The organism is Modestobacter sp. VKM Ac-2979 (assembly GCF_026967995.1).
Taxonomy (GTDB): domain Bacteria; phylum Actinomycetota; class Actinomycetes; order Mycobacteriales; family Geodermatophilaceae; genus Modestobacter.
Genome location: NZ_JAPVBO010000002.1, coordinates 68,491 through 91,718, shown reverse-complemented (window position 1 = coordinate 91,718; position 23,228 = coordinate 68,491). Strand labels below are relative to the sequence as shown.

Annotated in this window: 22 protein-coding genes; 7 read left to right on the top strand and 15 right to left on the bottom strand. The window is 74.3% G+C overall.

From position 1 onward, the window contains the following. Window positions 1-109: 109 nt before the first annotated feature. From O2W15_RS04915 to O2W15_RS04870, 10 genes are all read right to left on the bottom strand, one after another. Entirely contained in the window at window positions 110-2,542 is a 2,433-nt protein-coding gene (locus O2W15_RS04915) for an FAD-dependent oxidoreductase (protein ID WP_269178596.1), read from the bottom strand. After that, window positions 2,539-3,780 (bottom strand): beta-ketoacyl synthase N-terminal-like domain-containing protein, encoded by a 1,242-nt coding sequence (locus O2W15_RS04910; protein WP_269178595.1) that lies wholly within the window; start codon window positions 3,778-3,780, stop codon window positions 2,539-2,541. Before O2W15_RS04910 ends, O2W15_RS04915 begins: the two co-directional genes overlap by 4 nt. Continuing rightward, the gene (locus O2W15_RS04905; RefSeq protein WP_269163976.1) at window positions 3,777-5,066 is read right to left on the bottom strand and encodes a beta-ketoacyl-[acyl-carrier-protein] synthase family protein; all 1,290 of its coding nucleotides are present in this window, start codon (window positions 5,064-5,066) and stop codon (window positions 3,777-3,779) included. The genes O2W15_RS04910 and O2W15_RS04905 overlap by 4 nt, the downstream gene beginning before the upstream one ends. Then, window positions 5,063-5,494, bottom strand: coding sequence for a cupin domain-containing protein (locus O2W15_RS04900; protein WP_269178594.1), 432 nt, complete (start codon window positions 5,492-5,494; stop codon window positions 5,063-5,065). Before O2W15_RS04900 ends, O2W15_RS04905 begins: the two co-directional genes overlap by 4 nt. Beyond that, complete coding sequence (locus tag O2W15_RS04895) at window positions 5,491-6,465, bottom strand: ACP S-malonyltransferase (protein ID WP_269178593.1); 975 nt, start codon at window positions 6,463-6,465, stop codon at window positions 5,491-5,493. Before O2W15_RS04895 ends, O2W15_RS04900 begins: the two co-directional genes overlap by 4 nt. Then, window positions 6,462-6,956: an SRPBCC family protein gene (locus tag O2W15_RS04890; RefSeq protein ID WP_269163973.1), complete on the bottom strand. Its 495-nt coding sequence runs from the start codon at window positions 6,954-6,956 to the stop codon at window positions 6,462-6,464. Before O2W15_RS04890 ends, O2W15_RS04895 begins: the two co-directional genes overlap by 4 nt. A 99-nt stretch (window positions 6,957-7,055) precedes the next feature. Then, window positions 7,056-8,828: an ATP-binding protein gene (locus O2W15_RS04885; protein WP_269178592.1), complete on the bottom strand. Its 1,773-nt coding sequence runs from the start codon at window positions 8,826-8,828 to the stop codon at window positions 7,056-7,058. Next, window positions 8,825-9,349, bottom strand: a complete 525-nt coding sequence (locus O2W15_RS04880) for an acetyl-CoA carboxylase biotin carboxyl carrier protein (protein ID WP_269163970.1) — start codon at window positions 9,347-9,349, stop codon at window positions 8,825-8,827. Before O2W15_RS04880 ends, O2W15_RS04885 begins: the two co-directional genes overlap by 4 nt. A 1-nt stretch (window position 9,350) precedes the next feature. Then, window positions 9,351-11,081 (bottom strand): acetyl-CoA carboxylase carboxyltransferase subunit alpha/beta, encoded by a 1,731-nt coding sequence (accA, locus tag O2W15_RS04875; RefSeq protein ID WP_269178591.1) that lies wholly within the window; start codon window positions 11,079-11,081, stop codon window positions 9,351-9,353. 32 nt (window positions 11,082-11,113) lie between these two features. After that, the gene (locus O2W15_RS04870) at window positions 11,114-11,440 is read right to left on the bottom strand and encodes a TcmI family type II polyketide cyclase (protein WP_269163968.1); all 327 of its coding nucleotides are present in this window, start codon (window positions 11,438-11,440) and stop codon (window positions 11,114-11,116) included. Window positions 11,441-11,819: 379 nt separating this feature from the next. On the opposite strand from O2W15_RS04870, the gene O2W15_RS04865 reads away from it, so the two are divergent. From O2W15_RS04865 to O2W15_RS04855, 3 genes are all read left to right on the top strand, one after another. After that, window positions 11,820-12,608: a LuxR C-terminal-related transcriptional regulator gene (locus O2W15_RS04865; protein ID WP_269178590.1), complete on the top strand. Its 789-nt coding sequence runs from the start codon at window positions 11,820-11,822 to the stop codon at window positions 12,606-12,608. 134 nt (window positions 12,609-12,742) lie between these two features. Continuing rightward, window positions 12,743-13,558, top strand: a complete 816-nt coding sequence (locus O2W15_RS04860) for a response regulator transcription factor (RefSeq protein ID WP_269163966.1) — start codon at window positions 12,743-12,745, stop codon at window positions 13,556-13,558. Between the two features lie 50 nt (window positions 13,559-13,608). After that, window positions 13,609-14,403, top strand: coding sequence for an aminoglycoside N(3)-acetyltransferase (locus O2W15_RS04855; protein ID WP_269178589.1), 795 nt, complete (start codon window positions 13,609-13,611; stop codon window positions 14,401-14,403). 39 nt (window positions 14,404-14,442) lie between these two features. On the opposite strand, the gene O2W15_RS04850 is transcribed toward O2W15_RS04855, so the two are convergent. Both O2W15_RS04850 and O2W15_RS04845 read right to left on the bottom strand, forming a co-directional pair. Then, entirely contained in the window at window positions 14,443-15,369 is a 927-nt protein-coding gene (locus O2W15_RS04850; protein ID WP_269178588.1) for an ABC transporter permease subunit, read from the bottom strand. Next, on the bottom strand, window positions 15,366-16,388 hold the full coding sequence (locus O2W15_RS04845) for an ABC transporter ATP-binding protein (protein ID WP_269178587.1): 1,023 nt from the start codon (window positions 16,386-16,388) through the stop codon (window positions 15,366-15,368). Before O2W15_RS04845 ends, O2W15_RS04850 begins: the two co-directional genes overlap by 4 nt. Window positions 16,389-16,723: 335 nt before the next feature. Here O2W15_RS04845 and O2W15_RS04840 point away from each other — a divergent pair, with 335 nt between their 5' ends. From O2W15_RS04840 to O2W15_RS04830, 3 genes are all read left to right on the top strand, one after another. Continuing rightward, entirely contained in the window at window positions 16,724-18,004 is a 1,281-nt protein-coding gene (locus O2W15_RS04840) for a right-handed parallel beta-helix repeat-containing protein (RefSeq protein ID WP_269178586.1), read from the top strand. A 108-nt stretch (window positions 18,005-18,112) separates the two neighbouring features. Further along, the gene (locus O2W15_RS04835) at window positions 18,113-18,622 is read left to right on the top strand and encodes a hemerythrin domain-containing protein (RefSeq protein WP_269163961.1); all 510 of its coding nucleotides are present in this window, start codon (window positions 18,113-18,115) and stop codon (window positions 18,620-18,622) included. Between the two features lie 22 nt (window positions 18,623-18,644). Continuing rightward, entirely contained in the window at window positions 18,645-19,001 is a 357-nt protein-coding gene (locus O2W15_RS04830) for a VOC family protein (RefSeq protein WP_269163960.1), read from the top strand. Between the two features lie 16 nt (window positions 19,002-19,017). Here the strand turns inward: O2W15_RS04830 and O2W15_RS04825 are convergent, their stop codons facing one another. Together O2W15_RS04825 and O2W15_RS04820 are read right to left on the bottom strand one after the other, a co-directional pair. Beyond that, the gene (locus O2W15_RS04825; protein WP_269178585.1) at window positions 19,018-19,428 is read right to left on the bottom strand and encodes a hypothetical protein; all 411 of its coding nucleotides are present in this window, start codon (window positions 19,426-19,428) and stop codon (window positions 19,018-19,020) included. Between the two features lie 109 nt (window positions 19,429-19,537). After that, window positions 19,538-20,365, bottom strand: coding sequence for a dienelactone hydrolase family protein (locus O2W15_RS04820; protein ID WP_269178584.1), 828 nt, complete (start codon window positions 20,363-20,365; stop codon window positions 19,538-19,540). Window positions 20,366-20,548: 183 nt separating this feature from the next. Here O2W15_RS04820 and O2W15_RS04815 point away from each other — a divergent pair, with 183 nt between their 5' ends. Then, complete coding sequence (locus tag O2W15_RS04815) at window positions 20,549-22,123, top strand: molybdopterin-dependent oxidoreductase (RefSeq protein ID WP_269178583.1); 1,575 nt, start codon at window positions 20,549-20,551, stop codon at window positions 22,121-22,123. Between the two features lie 15 nt (window positions 22,124-22,138). On the opposite strand, the gene O2W15_RS04810 is transcribed toward O2W15_RS04815, so the two are convergent. Continuing rightward, entirely contained in the window at window positions 22,139-23,149 is a 1,011-nt protein-coding gene (locus O2W15_RS04810) for an alpha/beta fold hydrolase (RefSeq protein WP_269178582.1), read from the bottom strand. Window positions 23,150-23,228: the final 79 nt, after the last annotated feature.

Here is a 23,228-nt window from a genome sequence, read left to right as displayed (position 1 = left end):
GAGTTATCTTAGTGCTGAGATACCTCCACCGGAAGACGCCCGCCGGTGAACTCCGTGTTTCCCGGACCCGGCGCGGCCGGCCTGCCGGCAGGCCGACCGCGCGGGTGCCTCAGCCGGCGAACACCCCCGCCAGGTGCTCGCGCAGCGCCGGCTCGCTCACCGGCCGGGTGCGGAAGCCGACGTGCCCGTCGGGCCGCACCAGGTACGCCGCCGTCCCGGCGCCGGCGGTGCCGTACGCGGCGGCGTAGGCGCCCCGCGCGTCCCGGAGCACCGGCAGGTCGACCAGCGGTGGGACGGCGACGTCCGGGCCGGCGATCAGGTACGGCCGCACCTGCCCCCCGGTGTCCTGCCGGACCGACGCGGCCAGCTCCTCCAGCGCGCGCAGCTCCTCGGCCCCGACGCCCTCACCGGCGGACAGCAGCAGCGTCGCGCGCGTGCCCCGGGTCAGCTCGAACAGCCGCAGGTCGTGCGCGACGCCGAACCGGCGCAGCCCCAGCACGTCCGGTGCCCGGTGCCCGGGCTGCGGCCCACCGGTGAACGCCGCCGACCCGCCCGACTCCCCGACCAGCGGGCTGCCGGCGTAGTTCATCGTCATCTGCATCTCGAGCAGGAACTGCGCCCGCTCGTCGTCCATGTCCATCTCGTCGGTGAACGCGATGGCCACGGCGCGGTCGACGATGGCCTTGCCGGCGGGCCGGCGCTCGGCCTCGTAGCTGTCCAGCAGCCCGGGGGAGGCCTGCCCGCGGACGGCCAGGGCCACCTTCCAGGACAGGTTCCAGGCGTCCTGGATGCCGGTGTTCATGCCCTGGCCCCCGGCCGGCGGGTGCAGGTGGGCGGCGTCCCCGGCGACGAACACCCGGCCGGTGCGGTACCGGTCGACGATGCCGTGCTTGACCCGGAAGATCGACGACCAGCGCAGGTTGCTCGCCGTCGTCCCGGCCGGGCCGAGGTCGTCGATCGCGGCCTGGATGTCGGCCAGTCCCGGCGGGTCGTACTCCTTCCAGAACCCGGGCGGCACCACCCCGCTGCCGATCGTCTTCTGCAGCCGCTGCGGGGCCAGCGTCGCCACCCGGTAGCGGTGGGCGCCCTTGAGCGGCACGCACACCAGCATCCCGGTGAAGTCGCCGTCCTCCTCGATCCGCACCCAGCGCACCAGGTGGCCCGGCGGCATCTCCCAGTCGACGTCGACGTCCCCGAGCATGAACAGCTGCGGGAACATCGACAGGCCACCGTCGAAGGTGAGCCCGAGCTGCTCCCGCACCACGCTGCCGGACCCGTCGGCGCCGATCAGGTACTGCGCGCGGGTGCTCGACCGGTTGCCCGCCGCGTCCACCAGCTCGGCGGTCACCCCGTCGTCGTCCTGGCTGAACCCGGTGACCTCGACCCCCCGGTCGACCGGGACGCCGAGGGAGGTCAGCCGGTCCCCGAGGATCCGCTCGGTCTCGTACTGCGGCAGCCCGAGGTGGGCGTAGGGCAGCTCCTCCAGGCCGGACCAGTCGACCTGGTGGGTCTGCTTCCCGTTGACGAACACCGTCTGCCCGTGCAGCCAGCTGCCGGCGTCCATCGCCTCGGTGACGATGCCCTGGTCCTCCCAGATCTCCATCGTCCGGCAGTGCACGCCGATGGCCTTGTCCGCCTGGGCGGCCGGCTGGGCACGCTTGTCCACCACCCGGACGGCGATCCCGCGCCGGGCCAGCTCGATCGCCGCGGTCAGCCCGGTCGGGCCCGCGCCGACCACCAGCACCTCGCACGCGGTGCGGGTCGGGACGTCCACCGGCGGGGGAGCGGCCGCGACCGCCGGCTCGGCCCGGGGTGCCGGCACGCTGGTGGTCTCCGGCGCCGCCGGGGCCGGTGCGGGACGGGTGGCCCGGACGCCGCGGACCCCGGCCTCCTGCGGGCGGAAGCGGATCTCGTAGAGCTTGCGCTCGAAGAAGACCGACAGCCAGCGGATCAGCGGCCCGCTCTGGTCGGCGTGCGAGGGGTCGTCCACCCAGTTGCGGAAGTCCTGGTCGGACTCCCACTCGGCGAAGATGTGGAAGATGTCCGAGCCCGGTTCGCGGAGCAGCTCCTCCCGGATCAGGCCCGGCGTCCCGCGCAGTCGGTCGGTGACGACGGCGTAGGCCCGCTCGAACGCCTCCTCCTCACCCGGGGCCACCCGGGTGCTGATGTCCACCCGGACGTGCGAGGCCTGCTCGCCGCCGGCGATGCCGTAGCGGATCTCGTAGGTGCTGCGGTCGGCGTCCTCCCGCAGGTCCCGGAGCGAGGCGGTCAGCGCCTCCCGGGCGGCGGACCGGCCGAACGCGTCCGCCGCCGCCCGGTCGGCCCACTCGCCGACGATCAGGAAGGTGCGTGCGTCGTCGGCGTCCCGCATCAGCTCCTGCTTGACGTTGCCCGGTTCCCCGGCGATCTGGACCGCCGCCGTGCGCCACGCCTCCTCGAACTGCGCCTCGCAGCCCTCCCGCACCCGCATCCGCAGCAGGGTGCGGACCGCACCGCCCGGCTCGGCGGCGGTGGTGGGAGCCGCGTCCTCCAACGTCGTCATGACGTCCTCTCCTCGGTGGGCCGGCGCAGCACCAGGCTGCTGTTGAAGCCGCCGAGCCCCCGGGCGAGGACGACGGCCGTCTCGACCTGCTGGGCCCGGCTGTGCTGGACGAGGTCGAGCCCGGGGGCGTCGACCGGGTCGTCGAGGTACGCGGTGCCGGGCACGATCCCGTCCCGCATGGCCAGCAGGGCGGTGGCCACGTTGAGCGCCGAGCCACCGGCCATCAGCCGTCCGGTGAAGGACGACGGCGCGGTCACCGGCACCGGGTCGGCGCGCCCGCCGAACACGCGCTGCAGCGCCTCCAGCTCGAGGGCGTCCAGCTCCGGCACCCCGGCCGCGTCGGCGAGGACCAGGTCCACCTCGTCCGGGGTGATCCCGGCGTCGGCGAGGGAGAGCTGGATGGCCCGGGCGTACTGCCGGGCGTCCGGTGCGGGGTCGGCGTGGTGGTGGGCGTCGTGCGTGGCGCCGTGGCCGACCACCTCGCCCCACACCCGTTCCACCCCGCGGGCCCGGGCGGCGCCGGGCTCCTCGACCAGCAGGATCGCCCCGCCCTCGCCGACGACGTGGCCCGAGGCCCGCCGGTCGAAGGGCTTGTAGGCGTCCTCGGGGGCCGTCGCCGTGGACAGCCGCCCACTGGTCGCCTGGCAGAGCAGGGCGTAGGGGGTCACCCCGGCCTCGGTGCCCCCGACCAGCACCGCAGGGGTGCCGCGGCGCACGACGCGGCGGGCCCAGCCGATGCTGTCCAGCCCACCCGCGCCCTCGCTCACCACCACACCCGAGGGGCCCTTGTAGCCGTCCCGGATGGAGATCTGGCCGGTGCTGGCCGCGTAGAACCAGGCGATCGACTGGTAGGCGCCGACCGACTTGGGCCCCTTGGCCCACAGCCCCTGGATCTCGTGCTGGCTGAACTCGTTGCCGCCGGAGCCCGCGGCCAGGAACACCGAGGTCGCGTAGGCGTCCTCGGGTGCGGTGTACCCGGCGTCCTGCGCCGCGAGCGTGGCCGCCGCCAGCGACATCCAGGTCCAGCGGTCGGTCTGCACCATGAGCCGGGGGTCGACGTGGTCGGCCGGGACGAAGCCGGTCACCTGCCCGGCCAGCGAGACGCCGTACTGCGCCGGGTCGAAGCCGACGATCGGCCGGATGGCCGGCTCGCCGCGCACCAGGGAGGACCAGTGCGCCTCCACGCCCACGCCGGTCGGCGCGACCACGCCGATCCCGGTGACGGCCAGCCCGGTCATGGGGTCCTCCTCGTCGGGTGGGCCAGCACGATCGCGGACTGGAAGCCGCCGAAGCCGCTGCCCACCGACAGCGCGACGTCGACCTTCTGCTCCCGCGCGGTGTTGGGCACGTAGTCCAGGTCGCACTCGGGGTCGGGCACCTCGTAGTTCGCCGTCGGCGGCACCACGCCGCGCTGCACCGCCAGTGCGGTGGCAGCGATCTCGATCGAGCCGATGGCGCCCAGCGAGTGGCCGATCATCGACTTGATCGAGCTCATCGAGACCTGCTGGGCGGTCGGGCCGAGGCTGAGCTTCACCGCGGCCGTCTCGTGCCGGTCGTTCTGCTTGGTGCCCGAGCCGTGTGCGTTGACGTAGCCCACCTCGTCGGCGTCGATCCGGCCCTGGTCCAGGGCCAGCCGGATCGCCTCGGCCATCTCCACCCCGTCGGGGCGCAGCCCGGTCATGTGGTGGGCGTTGCAGCGGTTGGCGTAGCCGCTGACCTCGCAGTACACCTCCGCGCCCCGCCGGCGGGCGTGCTCGAGCTCCTCCAGCACCAGCACCGCGGAGCCCTCGCCCATCACGAACCCGTCCCGGCGGGCGTCGAAGGGCTTGGCGGCGTGCTCGGGGTCGTCGTTGTTGCCGGTGGTGGCCCGGATCGTGTCGAAGCAGGCCATCGAGATCGGCGAGATCGGGGCGTCGCTGGCCCCGGCGATGACGACGTCGGCGTCACCGTCCTCGATCATCTGGCTGCCGTACCCCACGGCGTCGATGCCCGACGTGCAGCCGGTGGAGACCACGGTGGCCGGCCCCGAGGCGCCGAAGCGCACCGCCAGCTCGGTCGCCCCGCAGCTGGGCACCAGCGCGTGGTGCAGGAACCGCGAGGCGTACTGCGGGTCGACCAGCCAGTGCGTGCCGGCGTCGCTGACCGCGACGTACTCGTCCTCCAGTCGCATGGTGGCCCCGACCGCGCTGCCGAGGACGACGCCCACCCGGTCCGGGTCGGTGGCCTCGACACCGCCGCCGAGCGCCAGCCCGCTGTCGGCGACCGCCTCGTCGGCGGCGACCATCGCCATCTGCACGAAGCGGTCGTTGCGGAACACCTCGTGGGCGGTCAGGCCCAGCTTCCGCCCGTCGAAGTCGACCTCGGCGGCGACCTGGGAGCGGAAGCGGCTGGGGTCGAAGAAGGTGATCCGCCGGGTCGCCGTCCGGCCGGCGGTGATCATCTCCCAGAACCCCTCGCGGCCCATCGAGCCGGGTGCCACCACGCCGATGCCGGTGATGACCACCCGGCGCCCGGTCGTGCTCACCGGACGCCCATCGAGCCCGGGGAGGGCTCGGTGTCGACATGGCCCAGCTCGGGGCGTGGGGCCAGCGGGCCGGCGAGGAAGACGAAGAACGCCGACTCCGGGCCGTCGTTGACGATCCGGTGCCGCACGCCGATCGGGATGTGCAGCGCCGACTCGCCGCCCAGTCGGCGCTGCTCACCGTCCAGCGTCACCAGCACGTCGCCGGAGACGCAGTACAGGAACTCCTCCGAGTACGGGTGCCAGTGCTCGGTCACGACCTCGCCCGGCTCGAGGGTCAGGGTGCCCATGAAGCCGGCGGTGGCGCCCACGCTGGTCGGCGAGAGCAGCACCCGGATGTCACCGCCGCGCCGGCGGTTGGGGGCCGCGTCCGAGCGGGACACGGTGGGTCCGCACCGCACCTTCGTCGTGGGGTGCTGGATGGTGGTCATCTCTCTCCTCTGCTGGGGGCTGCGCCGGTGAGCGCGTGTTCGGCATGGGGGTCCGGGCCGGGCAGGCCCGGACCGGTGGCCAGGAGGACCGGGAGGCCGGGGTGGACCTGGCGGATCAGCGGGCCCAGGGTCGGGACGGCGCCGACCTCGACGACCCAGGTCGCCCCCGCGTCCGCCACCAGGGCGTGTGCGGTGGCCTCCCACTGCACCGGTGACGTGAGGTGCTCCTGCAGGCACCGGGCCAGGTGCTCCGGGTCGCGGGAGGGCCGGGCGTCGACGTTGGACAGCACGGGCACGTCCGGGACGGACCAGTCCAGCTCGTCGAACGAGGGCGCCAGGCGATCGGCGATCGACTGCACCAGCGGACCGTGGCCGGCGGCCCGCCCCGGCAGCCGGACCAGGTCCAGGCCGGCGGCGACGACGACCTCCCGGGCGTGGGCCAGCTCGGGGCACCAGCCGGAGAGCACCACCTGGGACGGCCCGTCGTACGCGGCGATCGCCAGACCCGAGGTGGTCCCCAGGTCCGCGACCACCGCCTGGGCGACCTCGCCGGCGCCCGGCCCGACGACGGCGGCCATGCCCGCGGTGGACGGGCGCGGGCCGTGGGCCAGCATCTCGGCCCGGCAGTCGACGAGGTCGACCACCTGGTCCAGCCGGAGGGCGCCCGCAGCCACCAGGGCCGCGTACTCGCCGACGCCGTGCCCGGCGACGGCGACCGGCTGCAGGCCGGCGGAGGCGAGGCTGCGGCAGCCCGCCACACCGACGACGAGGGCCGCCAGGTGGGCGACCGCCGGGTCGTGCAGGTTGAGCGGGTCGCCCCACCACGCGACGACGTCCCGACCCAGCACGTCGGAGGCCTCGGCCACGACGTCCCGGGCGGCCGGGTCGGGCAGCCACGCCTCCAGGGCACCGGGTGCGGCCGTCCACTCGCCCGGCAGGACGACGGCCGCCCCGGTGCGCGGGCCGGTCACCGCGCCGGCTCCGGATGCCGGGCGGCCGCCTCGACCTTGTCCCGGATGACCGCCATCTGGATCTTGCTGTTGGCGTCGATCCGCTCGGTCATGCCGGCGGTGTCGATGGGGGCCTCCGGGCGCATCCGGAAGTCCTGCACCCACCGCATCCGGGTGCCCGCGCCCTCCGGTGCGTAGCTCCAGCGGATGTCCATGAACTCGAACGGGCCGGGCTCGACCCGGTGCGCCACCACCTCGTGCCGTTCCTCGTCCAGGGTCCGTTCGGAGACCCAGCTCCACACCCGGCCGCTCTCGTCCGGGTGCATCTTCAGCCGGAACCGGAAGGTCGAGCCGGTGTGCGCGAGCACCTCCACCTCGGCGTACTCGGTGAACAGGTCCGGCCACGACGGCAGGTCGTTGGTCATCGTCCAGACGTGGTCGATGCCGGCGTCGATGAAGATCGAGTTGTCGGTGTGGCCGACGGTCCGGCCGTCGTTCTCGGGCGTGCTCATCTGGGTCCTCCGGTGGTCGAGGGGATGTGGCGGTGGGGTTCGGCCCCGTCCAGGGGCTCGCGCCGAGCTCGCGCGGCGGGAGGTGGACGGGGCCCTTCGTCAGGCCGGCTGGGACTGGGCCGCGGAGACGGTCGCGACGATGTCGCCGAGCGTGTAGCGCTCTGCGTCGTCGTCGGGCATCTCGATGCCGAACCGGTCGTGCAGCTCGGTCTGCATCGAGAGGAAGGCCAGCGAGTCCAGCCCGATGTCGGAGAAGTGGGCGTCGGGGTCGGTGGTGCGCGACTCCGGCGGGAGGCCGGCCTTCTCCGTCAGCAGGTCCATCAGGTCGGTGAGGGTGAACGGGGCGTTGGTCATGGCGGGGTCGGACATGGCGGTGTTCCTTCCAGGGACGGGACGGGACGGGACGGGGACGGGGACGGGCGGTCCCGGCCGGTGCTGCTCAGGTGCCGGGACGAGTTGGAGGGGGCCGTGCGGGACGGGCAGCCCCGTGGTCGAGCTCTCGGCGAGGGCCGCCGACTGCACGAGCAGGTCGGGCAGTGCGCGGTCGAGGAACTCGATGTCGTGGCAGTCGGCGCGCACGTCGGGGTGGCGCAGCAGGGCGCGGTGCAGGCCGACGGTGGTGCGCAGGCCCGGGCCCTCGACCCGCAGCTCGGCCAGCGCGCGGTCCATCCGCCGGATCGCCTGGTCCCGGTCCGGAGCCCAGACGACGAGCTTGCCGAGCAGTGAGTCGTAGTGCGGGCTCACGTCGTCGCCCTGGCGGTAGCCGGTGTCGAACCGGGTCCACGGGCCGCCCGGGGGGCGCAGCACGTCGAGGTGCCCGGGTGCGGGGGCGAAGCCGCGGGTGGGGTCCTCGGCGTTGATCCGGCACTCGACCGCGGCCCCGCGCGGGACGACGTCCTCCTGGCGCAGCTGCAGACGTCGGCCGCTGGCGGCCAGCAGCTGCTCGCGGACCAGGTCGACCCCGGTGAGCATCTCGGTGACCGGGTGCTCGACCTGGATCCGCGCGTTCATCTCCATGAAGTACGCGCCCGCCTCGTCGACGAGGAACTCCACGGTGCCGGCCCCGGTGAAGCCGACCGAGAGCGCCCCACGCACGGCCAGGGCGCCCAGTTCCTCCCGCTGCTCGGGGGAGAGGTGACCGGCCGGGCCCTCCTCCAGCAGCTTCTGGTGCCGCCGCTGGAGCGAGCAGTCGCGCTCGCCGAGGGAGATCCCGGAGCCGTGGGCGTCGCAGAGGACCTGGACCTCCACGTGCCGGGCCCGGGTCAGGTAGCGCTCCACGTAGACCGTCGGGTCGCGGAAGACCGCCCGGGCGACCGCCCGCGTGCTGGTGAACGCCTCGGCGAACTCCGCGGGCGAGGTCACCACCGTCATCCCGCGGCCGCCCCCGCCGGCGACGGCCTTGATGATCACCGGGTAGCCGATCGCGTCGGCGATGGCGCGGCCCTCGTCCGCCGTCCGGACCGGTTCGACGACCCCGGGCAGCAGTGGCAGCCCGGCGTCGGCCATCAGCCGCCGCGCCGTCGCCTTGTTGCCCATCTGCTGCATGACCTCCGGCGGCGGGCCGACGAAGGTGAGGCCCTCCTTGTCGCAGATCTCGGCGAAGTCGGGGTCCTCGGAGAGGAAGCCGTACCCGGGGTGCACGGCGTCCGCGCCGGTGCGCAGTGCCGCCTCGATGAGGTTGGGCACGTGCAGGTAGCTGTGCCGCGGTGCGGCCGGTCCGATGTGGACGCTCTCGTCGGCCATCTCCACCACCGCGGAGTCCCGGTCGGGGGTGGAGCAGGCGGCGACCACCTCGATGCCCAGCTCCCGGCAGGCCCGCGCGATGCGGACGGCGATCTCCCCGCGGTTGGCGATGAGCAGCCGGCTGATCACCGCGGGCCCCCGTCGCAGCGCAGGTACATCAGCACCTGGCCGTACTCCACCGACTCGGCGTCCCCGACGACGACCTCGGCGACCACGCCCGCCTCGTCGGCGACGATCGGGTTCATCAGCTTCATCGCCTCGACGATCCCGAGCGTCTGACCGGCCTCGACCTCGTCGCCGACCCGGACGAAGGGCCCGGCGTCCGGGGCCGGCGCCGCGTAGAACGTGCCGACCAGGGGGGCGTGGACGGCGGTGAGGTCCGCCGGCACGTCGGTGTCGGGGGAGGGGTCCGCGGCGAGCGTGAGGCCGCGCGGCCCGGCGACGCCGGCGCCGTCGGCGGGCGGACGGTCCTCGGTGGCCCACTCGATCTCGATCGAGCTGTCCCCGTTGCGCACGGTGAGCCGGCGCAGGTCCCCGGGGAGGGTCCGGGCCAGCTGCAGCACGTCCTCCCGCAGCGAGCGCACCTCGTCGTCCTCGCCGGCGGGCGGGCCGGTCACCTCGGCTCGCTGGGCGAGCTCCCCGGGGCGCACGTCACCGCTCCACCGGCAGGACGGGCTGGAGCGCCCGCACCGGCCGTCCGTCGTCCACGTCGATGCGGGAGAACCGCCGCGACCGGGCCGCCAGCAGGGCGTCGACGTCCTGCCCGGCGAGTTCGTCCAGCTCCCGGCGGACCGCGGCGCGGAGCAGCCGCGCCGCCTCGGCCGGGTCGGTGTGCGCACCGCCCGGGGGCTCGGCGACCACGGAGGTGGCGATGCCGGACCGGTACAGGTGGGCCGCACCCAGGCGCATGGCCCGGGCGGCGGTCGGCGCCGCGGTGGCCGTCCGCCACAGGATGGCCGCGCAGCCCTCGGGGCTGATCACCGACAGGTAGGCGTTCTCCAGCACCAGCAGCCGGTCGGAGGTGCACAGCGCCAGCGCGCCGCCGCTGCCGCCCTCCCCGGTCACCACCGAGACGACCGGCACGCGGAGCCGGCTGCTGCGCATGATGATCTCGGCGATGGCGTGGGACTGCCCGTGCTCCTCCGCCTCCGGTCCCGGGTGGGCGCCGGGGGTGTCGACGAGCGTGACGACGGGCAGCCCGTGCACCTCCGCGTGCCCGAGCAGCCGCATCGCCTTGCGGTAGCCCTCCGGGTGGGGCATCCCGAACTCGTGCGCCACCCGTTCGCGGACCGAGTGCCCCTTCTCGTGCCCGAGGACGACGACGCTGTGGCCGCCGATCGAGGCCACGCCCCCGATCAGGGCGGGGTCGTCACCGAAGGCGCGGTCGCCGTGCAGCTCGACGAAGTCGTCGAAGGCGGTGTGCAGGTAGTCCGACGTCGTCGGCCGGTCCACCACGCGGGCGCGCTGGACGACGTCCCACGGGTCGCTGTCCGGGGGCGGCGTCACGTCGGGGGCGGTGGGGTCCGGCTCCTCGTCGGCCTCCCCCCGGGGCCGGTCCGGCGCGTGCAGGGCCAGCAGCCGCACCAGCAGCGGACGCAGCTCGGCCCGGCTCTCCACCCGGTCGACCAGGCCGTGGGCCAGCAGGAACTCCGCGGTCTGGAAGTCGCTGGGGAGCTCGGCCCGGATCGTCTCCTGCACGACGCGGGGGCCGGCGAAGCCGACGTGCGCGCCGCGCTCGCCGACGAGGACCGAGGCGAGGGTGGCGAACGAGGCGGACACGCCCCCGTAGGTGGGGTCGGTGAGCACGCAGACCGAGAACAGCCCGGCCTCGCGGAGCCGGCCGAATGCCTCGCTCACCCGGGCCATCTGGAAGAGCGAGAAGACGCCCTCCTGCATCCGTGCCCCGCCACTGGCGCACACGGCCAGCAGCGGCAGGCACCGTTCGAGCGCCAGCTCGGCGGCGCCGCTCACCCGGCGCCCGACCTCCACGCCCATGCTGCCGCCGAGGAAGCCGAAGTCCATGACGGCCAGCACCACGGGGGTGCCCCCGATCGTGGCCACCCCCACGACGACCGCCTCGGACTCCCCGGAGCGGTGCGCGGCGTCCTGCAGCCGGTCGGGGTAGGCGCGCAGGTCGGTGAAGCCGAGTGGGTCGCCCTCCCGTTCCGGGAAGACCGTCTCGGCGAAGCTCTCGGGGTCGACGAGCTGGTCGATGCGGGCCCGGGCGCCGAGCCGGAGGTGCGCATCGCACTCCGGGCACACGTGCAGGTCACGCTCGAGCCGTCTGCGGTAGAGCAGCCACCCGCAGGCGGGACAGGAGGTCCAGTCCGTCGGCGCCGGCGGTGCGGACACCCCGGGCGTGGTCATCGAGGAGCGTGTCATCTCGGCCTCTCAACCGTGTGCTGTCGCTCGCCTCATTCGGGCGAGGACGTCCAGTGGTAGAAGCGGCGGGCCATCGCGTCCTGCGGTGAGCGCCAGGTGGGGCTGTACGCCTCGATGTAGGGCTTCAGGTCATCGCTCACGGCGCGGAAGGCAGGCAGCGACTGGGCGACCTGCATCGCCTCCGCCGGAGGGCGGTCGAAGCCGACCAGGTGCACGTAGATGCCGTGGAACTGGAACAGCGACCGGTGCCGCACCCCGATCTCGTGGGGCATCGAGGTCGCGTCGTAGCGACCGAAGACGGCGGCCACGTCGTCGGCGTGGGCCGGGTCCATCTTCGCGATGATCATCGTCTCGTGCACGGCTGCTCCTGCGGGCGTCGGGATCGGACCAACGAGGCGAACGCTAGGTCTGCGCCGGCCCGGTCGGCATCGGCCGCACGGGCGGTTCTGCAGGCGCACCCGGAGGCGTGGATGGGGGCGCCGCCTCCACCGCGAGGAGGGGGACCGGATCGCCCGGACGCCCGGGGTCGCCCGTCCGTCGTCGGTCACCTCCACCGCCCGGCGCGGTCGGGTGGTGCACCCGGGGCCGGGGGGACCACGACCCGGGTATGAACCCTGGGTGCGTTCGGTGACAACGCGCCCAAGCCGGTGGCGCTCACCGTGTGTCATCCCCTAACTTCCGAGACCGGTGAGATCCAGGCGGACGCCTCCTCGCGCCGCACGAGCGGAGTTGACAAGGATGACCGGCGACCCGTACATCGGCACGGCCCGCGAGGCGCTGCCCGATGGCGCGGTCGCCCGGTCGGCCGGTGACGGGGCACCTGCAGGTCGCCAGGGCGCCCCGGCCGGTGACGGCGCGGTCCAGGACGACGGCGGTGCCCCCTTCCGGGTGCTCATCTGCGACGACCACGAGGTGCTCCGGCACGGCCTGCGGGCAGTGCTGCTCCGGGCGCCCGACCTGCGCGTGGTCGCCGACGCGGGATCGGCGGCCGACGCCCTCGCCCTGGCCGTCCGGCTCCGGCCCGACGTCACCGTCGTCGGCCTCGGGGCGTGGGGACCGGTCGTGGCCGAGCTGGTGCGTGCGCTGTGCGAACTGGGAGTCCGGGTGGTCCTGCTCGGTGAGCCCGGATCGGGCAGCGACCTGGTCGACGCCCTGCAGGCCGGTGCGTGCGGCTACGTGCACACCACGGTCAGCCCCCAGCGGCTGGTCGACGGCGTGCGGGCGGTGGCCCGGGGCGAGATGGTGCTGGACGCGGCGGCCACCGGCGAGCTGCTGCACCGGCTGGACGCACCGGGGCAGGCCGACGGCGCTCGGATGTCGTTCAGCGGGGTGCTGACCGCGCGGCAGATGGCCGTGTCGCGACTGGTCGCCGAGGGCCTCACCAACGCCGAGATCGCCGAACGGCTCGCCGTCAGCCGGGCCACCGTCAAGGGCCACATCACGGTGGCGCTGCGTCGGCTGGGGCTGCGGGACCGCACTCAGCTGGCGATCCACTTCCACCGTGCGGCCGGCGACCTGCAGGCCTGAGCGCCTGCTGTGAGTTCCGTGGACGAGAACCGACACAGGAACTCGATTGTCCGTTACCGTTCTGTCACCGCTGCTCTCGTCGGCCCACCGGGCGGTCGAGGGCGGTCCTTGCGGTGGCATCAGGGGGAGTTCGCATGAGACTTGCCGACCCACGGACCGAGACCGGGCACACCGATGCGCGCCCGCGGCCTGCCGACCCACCGAGCGTCCGGGCGGTGCTGCACGACGTCGTGGTCGTGCCCGACGGCCCGCCACCGCGGCCCGACCTCCGGCCCTGCGCGCGGCGGACGCCCCGGCACCTGGTCCAGGTGCTGATCTGCGAGGACCAGGAGGTCTTCCGGCTCGGGCTCCGTGCGGTCTTCGAGGCCCAGCCCGACATCGCGGTCGTCGTCGAGACCGCCGACCTCATGGAGGTCGTGGCGGTCGCCGACGGCCCCGGGACCCGCGTCGTCGTCGTCCGGCAGAGCCTGGTGGGCAGCGCCGCGCTGCCGTTGCTGCGTGACCTGTGCCAGCGCGGGGTGGGCGTCCTCGTGCTCGCCGAGGCCGGCGGCGGTGGCCGGACCGGCCTGATGGACGTCCTGCAGTGCGGGGTCCGCGGGTTCCTGCCGCGTCGTGCGGCGGCCCAGCGGCTGGTGGAGGCGGTGCGCGCCCTCGCCCGCCAGGAGCCCGCCCTCGACGCCGCCGTGACCAGTCAGCTCGTGCGCCACCTGACCGGGGAGGTGCCCAGCCAGACCGTGGTGGCCCGGGCCCTCGACCGGCTGACCGAGCGCCAGCGCGAGGTGGCGGAGCTGGTGGCGCAGGGGCTCAGCAACGAGGAGATCGCCGGCCGGCTGTTCCTCAGCTCGGCGACGGTGAAGAGCCACCTGACGGCGGTGATGCGCCGGCTGGACGTCCGGACCCGGACCCAGCTGGCGATCCTGGTCAACCGGGAGGACCTCCCGGCAGCCTGAGGAAGCCCCCGGCTCTGCAGTCCGGAATGGACAGCCGGTCGAATGGACACGTGAGCGCACCCATCGCACTGTCTGCTGACGACTTGCTCGCCGGGTGGAAGCGGGCCGGGGTCGCCCCCGGGATGAACGTGATCGTCCACGCGTCGCTGTCCAGCCTGGGCACGGTCATCGGCGGAGCAGTCACTGTGGCCGAGAGCCTCCGCCGGACGGTGGGAGTGGACGGGACGCTCGTCGTGCCGGCGTTCACCCCGCAGGTTGCCGATCCAGCGCCGTCCGTGACCGGTGTCCCGGGGGGTGACGTCCGCGCACGCCGCGCCGATGTGCCGTTCTTCACCCCCGACCTGCCCTCGCCCATGGGGGCTGTGGCGGAGGCGGTCCGGACGTTGCCCGACGCGGTACGCAGCCGGCACCCGCAGGCCTCGGTGGCTGCGGTCGGCGCACACGCAGCTGAGATCGTCGCCGGGCAGCCCTGGCACTTCGCGGTCGGCGCGGGTTCACCCTTCCAGCAGCTGCACGACCTGGACGGCCAGATCCTGTTGGTGGGTGTGGGCCACGACCGGAACAGCTTCCTGCACCACGCCGAATCGCTGGTGCAGCACCGGCGGCTCAAACAACGGCGGTACCCGGTCGAGGTGGACGGCGAGCGGGTCTGGTGGGAGACCCTCGACGTCGGCGACGACAACGGGACGTACTTCCCCCTCCTGGGCCGGCAGTACGAGGAGCGTGCCGGCATCCGCCCGACGACGGTTGGCACCGCTCGAGTCGTCCTGCTACCTGCACGTGGCCTGGTCGCCTTCGCCGCCCGGCGGCTCGGCGAGTTGATCAGTGAGAGCTCCGCCGTCTGAGAGGTGGCGGGACATCGCGCTGCCTCGGACGGCACCCCCTCAGACGACGTCGCGCCGGGTCAGCAGCAGGCCGGTCACGATCGTGAACAGCACGAGGAACCCGGCGAGCACCCAGGCGGCCTGGGTCCCATCGACGATCGCCGCCACCCCGGGGGTGCGCAGCGCCGCATCGGGCCCGGCGAGCGCGGCGACCAGCGAGCCGGCGTTGACCCCGGGCAACGCGGCCTGGGCGGTGTCGAAGGCCCCGAGCAACGGCGCGGCGACGTTCACGATCAGGTTCTCCACGGCCAGCACCCAGACCAGCCCGAGCGCGATCGGCAGCGCGGTGCTGCGCAGGGCGTGCCCGAGCAACAGGCCCAGCGCACCCCAGGTGGCCGCGATGAGCAGGCCGCCGCCGAGCCCACGCAGGAGCCGGCCGACCGTCGGCAAGTCGGCGGCGGCGGACTCGCCGGCGGCGATCGCCCCGCTCGCCAGGGCGGTCAGCGCGAAGCTCACCAGCACGGCCACGGCCAGCACCACGAGCAGGGCCAGGAGCTGGGCCGCCAGCACCTGGAGGCGGCGGGGGCCCTGGCCGAGCAGCGTCTTCAGGGTGCCCCAGCCGTACTCGCTGCCGGCCAGCAGGGCGCCGAGGGTGAGCAGCAGGGCACCACCGAACAGCGGCAGCCCGGAGAGCGAGTTCAGCACCAGCTGGTCGGGCAGCATGCTCGCCAGCAGCACCTCCGGCGGCAGGCCCTCGAACGTGGCGCCGCGCTGGTAGCTCACGTAGGGGATGACCGTGCTGAACACCAGCTGCAGCGCCGGCCACAGCCCCAGCAGCACCCAGGTGGCCGGCCGCCGGAGGAGCTTGGTCAGCTCGGCCCGGACCATGGCCCCCAGCGACCCCGCCGCCCGGCCGGTCGTCGGGGCGGGGCGTGCGGGCTCCGCCGTCCCCACCCCGGGGTCATCGGTCTGCGTCGTCGCGCTCACCGCGCCGCTCCTCTCCGGGAGACCCGGGACAGCCGTCCGGTCCGTCGCGCCGGAGGACCGTCCGGTTCGGGGCCCGCGGCGGCCAGCTCGGACCCGGTCATCTGCAGGAACACCGCCTCGAGGGTCTGCGCCTCCTGGCGGAGGCCGGACACCTCGACGTCGGCCAGCACCAGCGCCCGGTTGATCCGGGCGGCGTCCTCCGGCCCCGCCTGGGCGTGCACGACCCCGTCGACGACCGACACCCGTTCCGGGCCCAGCAGCCGGGTGGTGACCGCGGCGGCCTCGCCCAGCGGCTCCGCCTCGATCACCAGCCGGCGGAGCCCGAGCAGTTCGTCGACGCTGCTCTCCACCACCAGCCGGCCGGAGGAGATGACCGCCACCCGGTCGCAGACCTGCTCGACCTCGCCGAGGAGGTGGCTGGACAGCAGCACGGTGCGGCCGTCGGCGGAGAGCCGCCGCAGCAGGGCGCGCATGTCGGAGATGCCCGCCGGGTCCAGCCCGTTGGTCGGCTCGTCCAGGACGACGAGCTCGGGGTCCTTGAGCAGCGCGGCGGCGACGCCCAGCCGTTGCTTCATGCCCAGGGAGTAGGTGCTGTAGCGGTCCCGGGCGCGGTCGGTCAGGTCGACGGTGCCCAGCACGGCGTCCACCCGGCCGGCGGGTGCACCGGCGTACCGGGCGAGCACCCGCAGGTTCTCCCGGCCGGAGAGGTACGGGTAGAACCCCGGGCCCTCGATCAGCGCGCCGACGCCCGCCGACGGGGAACCGGCCGGCCGGCCGAGCACCGACGCCGTCCCGCTGGTCGGGCGCACCAGGCCCAGCAGCGCCCGCAGCGTGGTCGTCTTGCCCGCCCCGTTGGGGCCGAGGAAGCCGTACACCTCCCCACGCCGCACGGTGAGGGAGAGGTCGTCGACGACGGTGCGTGGCCCGTAGCGCTTGGTGAGGCCGGCGATCACCACCACCTCGTCGCCGGGGCCGGACTCGACGAGTGGCCGCACACCGACGGCCTGCGCTGGGGGCATGGCGGGACTGTGCTCCTGCGGCTGCGGTGCTGTCGACGGCGACTCGGGGTCGATCCGCAATTCCCTCGACGGGCGGCAGACCTGCGGTGCGCGGGCCAACCAACGGGTGCGACCCGGGGCGGGCCCGGGATGCGACCCCGGTCGCAGGTCGCCTCCTCCGCAGGTCGCGGGTTGCCACCTCGGGTGGGGAGAGTTGTCGACCCGCGGCGGCTGCGCGCGGTGCGGCGCGTCGAAGAGGGTTGTCCTCGCCTCGGGACCGGAAGCGGGACCGGGACGCCGGAGTGGGCGCCGCACCGGCGCGGCTCACCAGCGCGGTTCCTTCCAGGAGGGCGAGAATGGACAGCAGCACCAGCACAACGAGGGCACGCCGGGTCAGCTGGCGGACCCGCAGCCGGACGATCGTCCTGGCCGCAGCCCTGACCGTCGGGGCCCTGCCGGTGGGCACCGCCGCCGCGGGCGGCCCCAGCACCCTGGTGGTGCGCCCGGGGGAGTCGATCCAGGCGGCCGTCGACCGGGCGTCCTCCGGCGACACCATCAAGATCGCGCCCGGCACCTATCAGGAGGCCGTGTGCGTCGAGGGCAAGGGCCTCAAGATCATCGGGTCCGGCCCCAACACGACGCTCATCACCTGGCCGGAGTGGGGCCCGGGCGCACCGCTGCCCGACGTGGCGCCCAACGCCTGCTGGACGGCCAGCGAGGGCACGGACAACGAGGGCGATCCCAGCACCCTGGCCGACGACGTGTCCGGGATCTTCTTCCTGAACCCGGACAGCCCGGTCACCGTCGCGAAGCTCGGCACCCGCAACCACCCGGCCAGCGGGGTCGTCGGGTGGCAGGCCGACGGCTTCACCGTCAAGGCCACCTCGGGCATCGGCCACGAGCGGTACGGCGTGCTCGCCGCGGCGTCCACGGACATCACGATCGCCGGGAACGTGTACAAGGGCGTCGACCGGGGTGCGCCGTGGTTCGCCGGCACCGCCGGAGTCGGGGTCGGTGACTCCGACAACGCGAACGCGCGGATCACCGCCAACTACGTCGAGGGCTACAACCTCGGCATCTTCGTCCGCGAGTCGCGCGGCGGCTCCATCACCGCCAACAAGGTGACCGGCAACTGCGTCGGCGTGCTCTTCTTCGACGACGCGGTGACGGAGGTCCCGGACGCCACCCGGCAGGTCCAGGGCGGTGACTTCACGATCAAGGCCAACGCCTCGATCGCCAACAACCGCTACTGCATCGCCGGGCGTGACGGCGCCCAGCTGGTCTCCGGGGTCGGCATGTCCATCACGAACGCCGACTCCGTGCGGGTCGTCGGCAACCTGATCACCGGCAACCGCCCGGTCACCCCGGCCGGAGCGGCCCCGATCAACTACCCGGCCGGTGGGCTGACGCTGGTCAGCTTCGCCCCGCCGCCGGGCACCCTCCCGCCCGGTGTCGCCGGGCCGGGCCTGGTGGAGAACATCGAGGTCAAGTCCAACCGGATCCTGGACAACGAGCCGGTGGACGTCTGGGTGACCCGGCCGATCCCGAACACGTTGCTGCAGGAGGCCGGCCCGGGGATCACCTTCCGGGGCAACAACTGCGGGGTCAGTGACCCGGCGAGCATCTGCGCCGACTGACGACCCGGGCACCGGGCGAGGCCCCCTCCCGTCCGCGGGAGGGGGCGTCGTCACGGGGCCCCGCCTCGGCGTCGCGCGGGGAGCCCGGATCGGGGGCACGCTGGCCCCATGGACATCACCGAGATCATCCTCGAGCAGCACCACCAGCAGAGACGCATGTTCGCCTACCTGGACGAGATGCCGCGCGGTGACAACGAGGCGCTGAGCGCCATGTGGGACCGGCTGGCGGCCTTCCTCGAGGTGCACGCCGAGGGGGAGGAGAAGTACTTCTACCCCCAGGTGCTGAAGCTGGGGAAGGGCAACCCGGACGGCGGCGTGCGCGACGAGGTCGAGGACGCGGTCTCCGACCACAACGAGATCCGGGACGCCGTCCGGAAGACGCAGGACCACCAGGTCGGCACCGACGAGTGGTGGACGGCGGTGTGGGAGGCGCGCAAGGCCAACGACGACCACATGGCCGAGGAGGAGCGGGAGGACCTGCTCGACTTCCGGCACCACGCCGACCTGCAGACCCGCCACGACATCGCCGTGCAGTTCCTGACCTACGAGGCGAAGCACGTCACCGGGATCCCGATCCAGGACAAGGACCCGGACACCTACATCGAGCAGAACGGCTGACCACGTGCAGGACCGACCGCGGATGACGCTGACCGGCACCGTGCTCGACACCCCGGACCCGCGCGGGCTCGCGCGCTTCTACGCGACGATGCTCGGCTGGCCGATCGCCACCGACGACCCCGAGTGGGCCACGCTGCGCCCGGGTGGGCCGGGGCTGTCGTTCCAGTTGGAGGCCGACCACGTGCCCCCGGTCTGGCCGGCCGGCCCCGGAGACCCGCGGATGCAGGCCCACCTGGACGTCGCCGTCGACGACCTGGACGCGGCCGTGGAGTTCGCCCGGTCGCTGGGCGCGACCGTCGCCGAGTTCCAGCCGCAGGCCGACGTCCGGGTGATGCTCGACCCGGCCGGCCACCCGTTCTGCCTCCACCTCCCGGAGTGAGCCAGCGGCTCCCGGCTCAGAGCTGGTCGTCCGGACGGCCGGCGAGCTTGCGTGCCCGCGCGACCGACAGGTCGTCGAGGCCGGACACGCCGGTGTCCCGGTGCTGGGCGGCCTGGTCCTCGATCCAGCGGGTGTGCGCCTCCCACGCGGCCTGCTTGGTCATGTCCAGCGCCCGGCCGATCGCCGACCAGGACGCCCCGGTCTCCCGGGCGGACCGCACCGCCAGCTGCTGTCCGTAGCTCGCCTTCCTGGTGATCACCTGGCTCAGTGCGAGCAGCTCCAGGGCCTCGGGCTGGGTGAGGTGCTCGGCGGCGACGGAGTCCTCGGCGGTGGGATCGGCGAGCGAGTCGCGGGCTCGGAGGTCGTCGTAGCGGGCGACCGCCGTCCGCAGGGTGTGCTGGACGGCGAGCTCTGCGGGGCTGGTCATGCGCTCGACGGTCCTCGTCAGGTCAGCCTGACGCCAGCCGGTTCGCTCGCAGCGTAGGGCTCCCGTGGGTCCCTCCCGGTGGCGCCGGCCGGCGCCACCGGGAGGTCCCTCACAGGGACCGGGCGGTCGCCGGCAGGGCGGCCAGGCGTTCCCGCAGGAACGCCACGACCTGCTCGCGGGCCTCGTACGTCGGGTGGCCGGGGGTCGCCGCGTCGGTACTGGTGAGCACCCGGTGCTCCTGCTGGGCGATGCCTGCCTCGTTGCCCGGCCGGTTGTTCACCGACACCGGCAGCCAGCCGTCGCCGAACACCGCCCGCAGGGCCCGGAAGCGGTCGCTGGGCGCCGCGGTGTCCTCGCTGAACCGCAGGCCCATCAGGCGCAGGCCCTCGGCCGTGACCCGGGCCTGGACCGCCGCACGCTCCCGGTCGGACATCCCCGGGTCCCGCCGGCGTCCCGGGGTCAGCGGGAGCGGCGTCGACGGCTGGCTGGCGACGGGCGCGAGCACGGCCGGCTCGGCGGCGGAGGCCAGCGCCAGACCCCCGCTGACGCCCATCCCGATCACCCCGACCCCCGGGCCGCCCACCCGGTCACGTACCCGGCGGGCCACGGCCCGGACGTACTCGGCCGCCGGCCGGTCGGCCCGACGGGCGAGGGCGCGGAACTCCCGGCTGGTGCAGACCCCGGCGGAGCTGCGCACCGCGTAGCCCGGGCTCGTCTGCCGGCCCGGATCGCCGAAGAGGTCCACGGCGGTGACGGTGAATCCCGCACCGACCAGGTGTTCGGCCAGGCCCATCACCTCCGGCGTGAGGCCGGGCAGCTCGGGCAGCAGCACCAGGCCCGGCCCGGAGCCGCGCGTGTGCAGGGTGTGGGTGATGCCGGCGTTGGTGAAGGGCTCGGGCGCCCAGCCGGCCAGGACGGCGGATGACGACTCTGTCATCGGCTGATCGTGGAGCACGGGAGCCGATCGGTCGAGTCCTCGGCGAGGAGAAACGCTCGGAACGCTCCTCGGCGACGCTGCTCGGTCCGCACCGACGCCCGCCCAGCCGGTGTTCCGTGACGATCCTGCGTCGGTTCCCCGGCTCGGCGTGTCCCACCCGCCGAGTCGGGTGAAGCTGGGTGCATGGATGACGCACAACCGGTCGAAGGACCGCGGGACGACGACGCGGCGCGGCGGGCACCGGCCGGCCGTGCGGCGCTGTCCGGGCTGCTGGCGGCTGCGGCGGGCATCGGGGTGGTCGAGCTGGCCGCCGGCGCCATCGACGGGGTGCCCTCGCTGGTCATCTCGGTGGGGGACGCCGTCATCGACAGCGTTCCCGGCTGGTTGGAGCGTGCCGCGATCGCCGCGCTGGGCACCAACGACAAGCCGGTGCTGCTGGCCTCGATCGGGCTGGTCGCCGCGCTGCTGGGCGCCGGCACCGGACTGCTGGCACGCCGCCGGTTCGTGCTGGGTGCGGTCGCGTTCGTGCTGATCACCGCGCTCGGTGTCGCCGCCGGCCTCGCTGCGCCGGACGCCTCCGCCGTCCTCACCGTGCTGGCCGGGGTGCTGGGCGCCGCGGTGGGGGTCGCGATCCTGTACCACCTGCTGGCTGCCGCGGCTGCGGAGACGCGGGCGTCGGACGGGCCCGGGACGACGGGCCGCCGCAACTTCCTCCTGCTGGCCGGCGGCGCCGCCGCGGTGGCGGTGATCGGCGGCGTCGGCAGCCGACTGCTCATGGGGCGCGAACGGCTGACCGAGCTCCGGGCGGCGATCCGGTTGCCCGTGCCGGTCCGGCCGGCGGGACCGGTGCCGGCGGGTGCCGACCTGGAGATCCCCGGTCTGACGCCGCTGTTCGTGCCGAACGAGGAGTTCTACCGGATCGACACCGCGCTGCGGGTGCCGACCATCGACCCGGCCGAGTGGCAGCTGGAGATCCGGGGGATGGTGGACAACCCGTTCACCCTCACCTACGACGAGCTGATGGCGATGCCGCAGATCGAGGCCGACATCACCCTGTCCTGCGTCTCCAACGAGGTCGGCGGCGACCTGGTGGGCAACGCACGCTGGCAGGGGGTCCCGCTGTTCCGGCTGCTCGAGCGCGCCGGGCTGCAGGAGGGGGCGACCCAGCTGGTCGGCCGGTCGGTCGACGGGTTCACCGCCGGGTTCCCCACCGTCACCGCCCTGGACGTCACCGAGGCCATGGTGGCCGTCGGGATGAACGGCGAGCCGCTGCCGGCCGAGCACGGCTTCCCGGCGCGGCTGGTCGTGCCCGGGCTGTACGGCTACGTGTCGGCGACCAAGTGGCTCTCTGCGATCGAGCTCACCGACTGGGACGTCGACGGCTACTGGGTCCCCCGCGGCTGGGCCAAGGAGGGGCCGATCAAGACCTCCACCCGGATCGACGTCCCCGGCCCGGGGCGGACCATCACCGCAGGGGAGCGTCCGATCGCCGGGGTGGCCTGGGCGCCCACCCGCGGCATCGAGGGCGTCGAGGTGCGCATCGACGACGGCCCCTGGCAGCAGGCAGAGCTGGCCGAACGGCTCGACGTCGACTGCTGGCGGCAGTGGTACCTGCCCTGGGACGCGACCCCGGGCGTCCACGTCATCACCGCCCGGGCCACCGACGGGCTCGGTGAGGTCCAGACCGACGAGCGCACCCCGGTGGCCCCGGACGGCGCCTCCGGGTACCCGGTGATCGAGGTCGTCGTCGAGAGCTGACCGGACAGGGGCGGGTCAGTCGCCGACCCCCGCCTGGACCCGGTCCAGCAGGGCGCCCAGCGCCGCGTTCACGATGTCGCGGTGGGTGTCGTTGACCAGGTGCCCGGCGTCCTCCACCAGGACCAGCTCGGCCCCCTCGCCGATCTGTGCCGCCATACGAGGCGCCGAACGGGTGGGGATGGTGCGGTCCGACGTCCCGGCCAGGACGAGGACCGGCACGGTGCGCAGCGCGGCGACCGCGGGTCGCTGGTCGTAGGTGGCTAGGCTCCGCAGGTAGGCCGACAACACCCCGACCGGGGTGTCCGCCCACATCCCGGTCAGCGCACGCGCCGCGTCCTCGGGCGGGTCACCGGCGAACAGCTGCCAGCGCAGGAGCCGCCGTCCCGGCCGGGTCCGGAACGGGCGGAACGCGCCCACCAGGGGGGCCACCAGCCACAGCAGCCACGCACCCCCGGTGGACAGGCCGGTGCGGGCCCGTGCGGTGATCGGGGTGCTGGCCCGCTCGGCGCCGTCGAGCGGTGCGGCGCGGGTGCTCATCAGGGCGGCACCGGCGATCCGGGTGCCGAACAGCTCGGGCCGCTCAGCGGCCAGCGCGAGCACGGCCATGCCGCCCATCGAGTGCCCGACGACCACGACCGGCCCGTTCCCACCCAGCTGGTCGACGACCTGGCCGAGGTCGTGGCCCAGCTCGGCCACGGTCGCCCCGCGCCCGCCGGCCCAGCCGCTGGAGCCGTGCCCGCGCTGGTCGTAGCGGACGACGCGGGCGCGGCTGCGCAGGGCCGTCCACTGCGGGTCGAACATCTCCGCGGAGACGCCGATGCCGTGGACCAGCACCACCGTCGGTGCGTCGACCTCGTCAGCGACCTCCACGTGCAGCCGCACCCCGTCGTCGGTGCGGACGGACGGCGAGAACCCGTTCGTCCGGCTGGCCAGCCGGCGGGCGTTCTCCCGGCGTGCGGCGGCCCCGGCGAGGAGGACCGCTGTGGTCAGCACACCGGCGGCCACCCCGTGGTCACGTGCGTTCACCTGGTCCCCCGCGGGGCGTTCGGCTCGGTCATGGTGTTCGGCACGACGGCGCCTCTCCACAGTGGGGTCCGACGGGTTC

Coding starts and splice junctions, on each gene's coding strand:
- O2W15_RS04915 (WP_269178596.1), bottom strand. CDS start 2,542: ATGACGACGTTGGAGGACGCGGCTCCCACCACCGCCGCCGAGCCGGGC.
- O2W15_RS04910 (WP_269178595.1), bottom strand. CDS start 3,780: ATGACCGGGCTGGCCGTCACCGGGATCGGCGTGGTCGCGCCGACCGGC.
- O2W15_RS04900 (WP_269178594.1), bottom strand. CDS start 5,494: ATGACCACCATCCAGCACCCCACGACGAAGGTGCGGTGCGGACCCACC.
- O2W15_RS04890 (WP_269163973.1), bottom strand. CDS start 6,956: ATGAGCACGCCCGAGAACGACGGCCGGACCGTCGGCCACACCGACAAC.
- accA (WP_269178591.1), bottom strand. CDS start 11,081: ATGACACGCTCCTCGATGACCACGCCCGGGGTGTCCGCACCGCCGGCG.
- O2W15_RS04865 (WP_269178590.1), top strand. CDS start 11,820: ATGACCGGCGACCCGTACATCGGCACGGCCCGCGAGGCGCTGCCCGAT.
- O2W15_RS04860 (WP_269163966.1), top strand. CDS start 12,743: ATGAGACTTGCCGACCCACGGACCGAGACCGGGCACACCGATGCGCGC.
- O2W15_RS04845 (WP_269178587.1), bottom strand. CDS start 16,388: ATGCCCCCAGCGCAGGCCGTCGGTGTGCGGCCACTCGTCGAGTCCGGC.
- O2W15_RS04840 (WP_269178586.1), top strand. CDS start 16,724: ATGGACAGCAGCACCAGCACAACGAGGGCACGCCGGGTCAGCTGGCGG.
- O2W15_RS04835 (WP_269163961.1), top strand. CDS start 18,113: ATGGACATCACCGAGATCATCCTCGAGCAGCACCACCAGCAGAGACGC.
- O2W15_RS04830 (WP_269163960.1), top strand. CDS start 18,645: ATGACGCTGACCGGCACCGTGCTCGACACCCCGGACCCGCGCGGGCTC.
- O2W15_RS04825 (WP_269178585.1), bottom strand. CDS start 19,428: ATGACCAGCCCCGCAGAGCTCGCCGTCCAGCACACCCTGCGGACGGCG.
- O2W15_RS04820 (WP_269178584.1), bottom strand. CDS start 20,365: ATGACAGAGTCGTCATCCGCCGTCCTGGCCGGCTGGGCGCCCGAGCCC.
- O2W15_RS04815 (WP_269178583.1), top strand. CDS start 20,549: ATGGATGACGCACAACCGGTCGAAGGACCGCGGGACGACGACGCGGCG.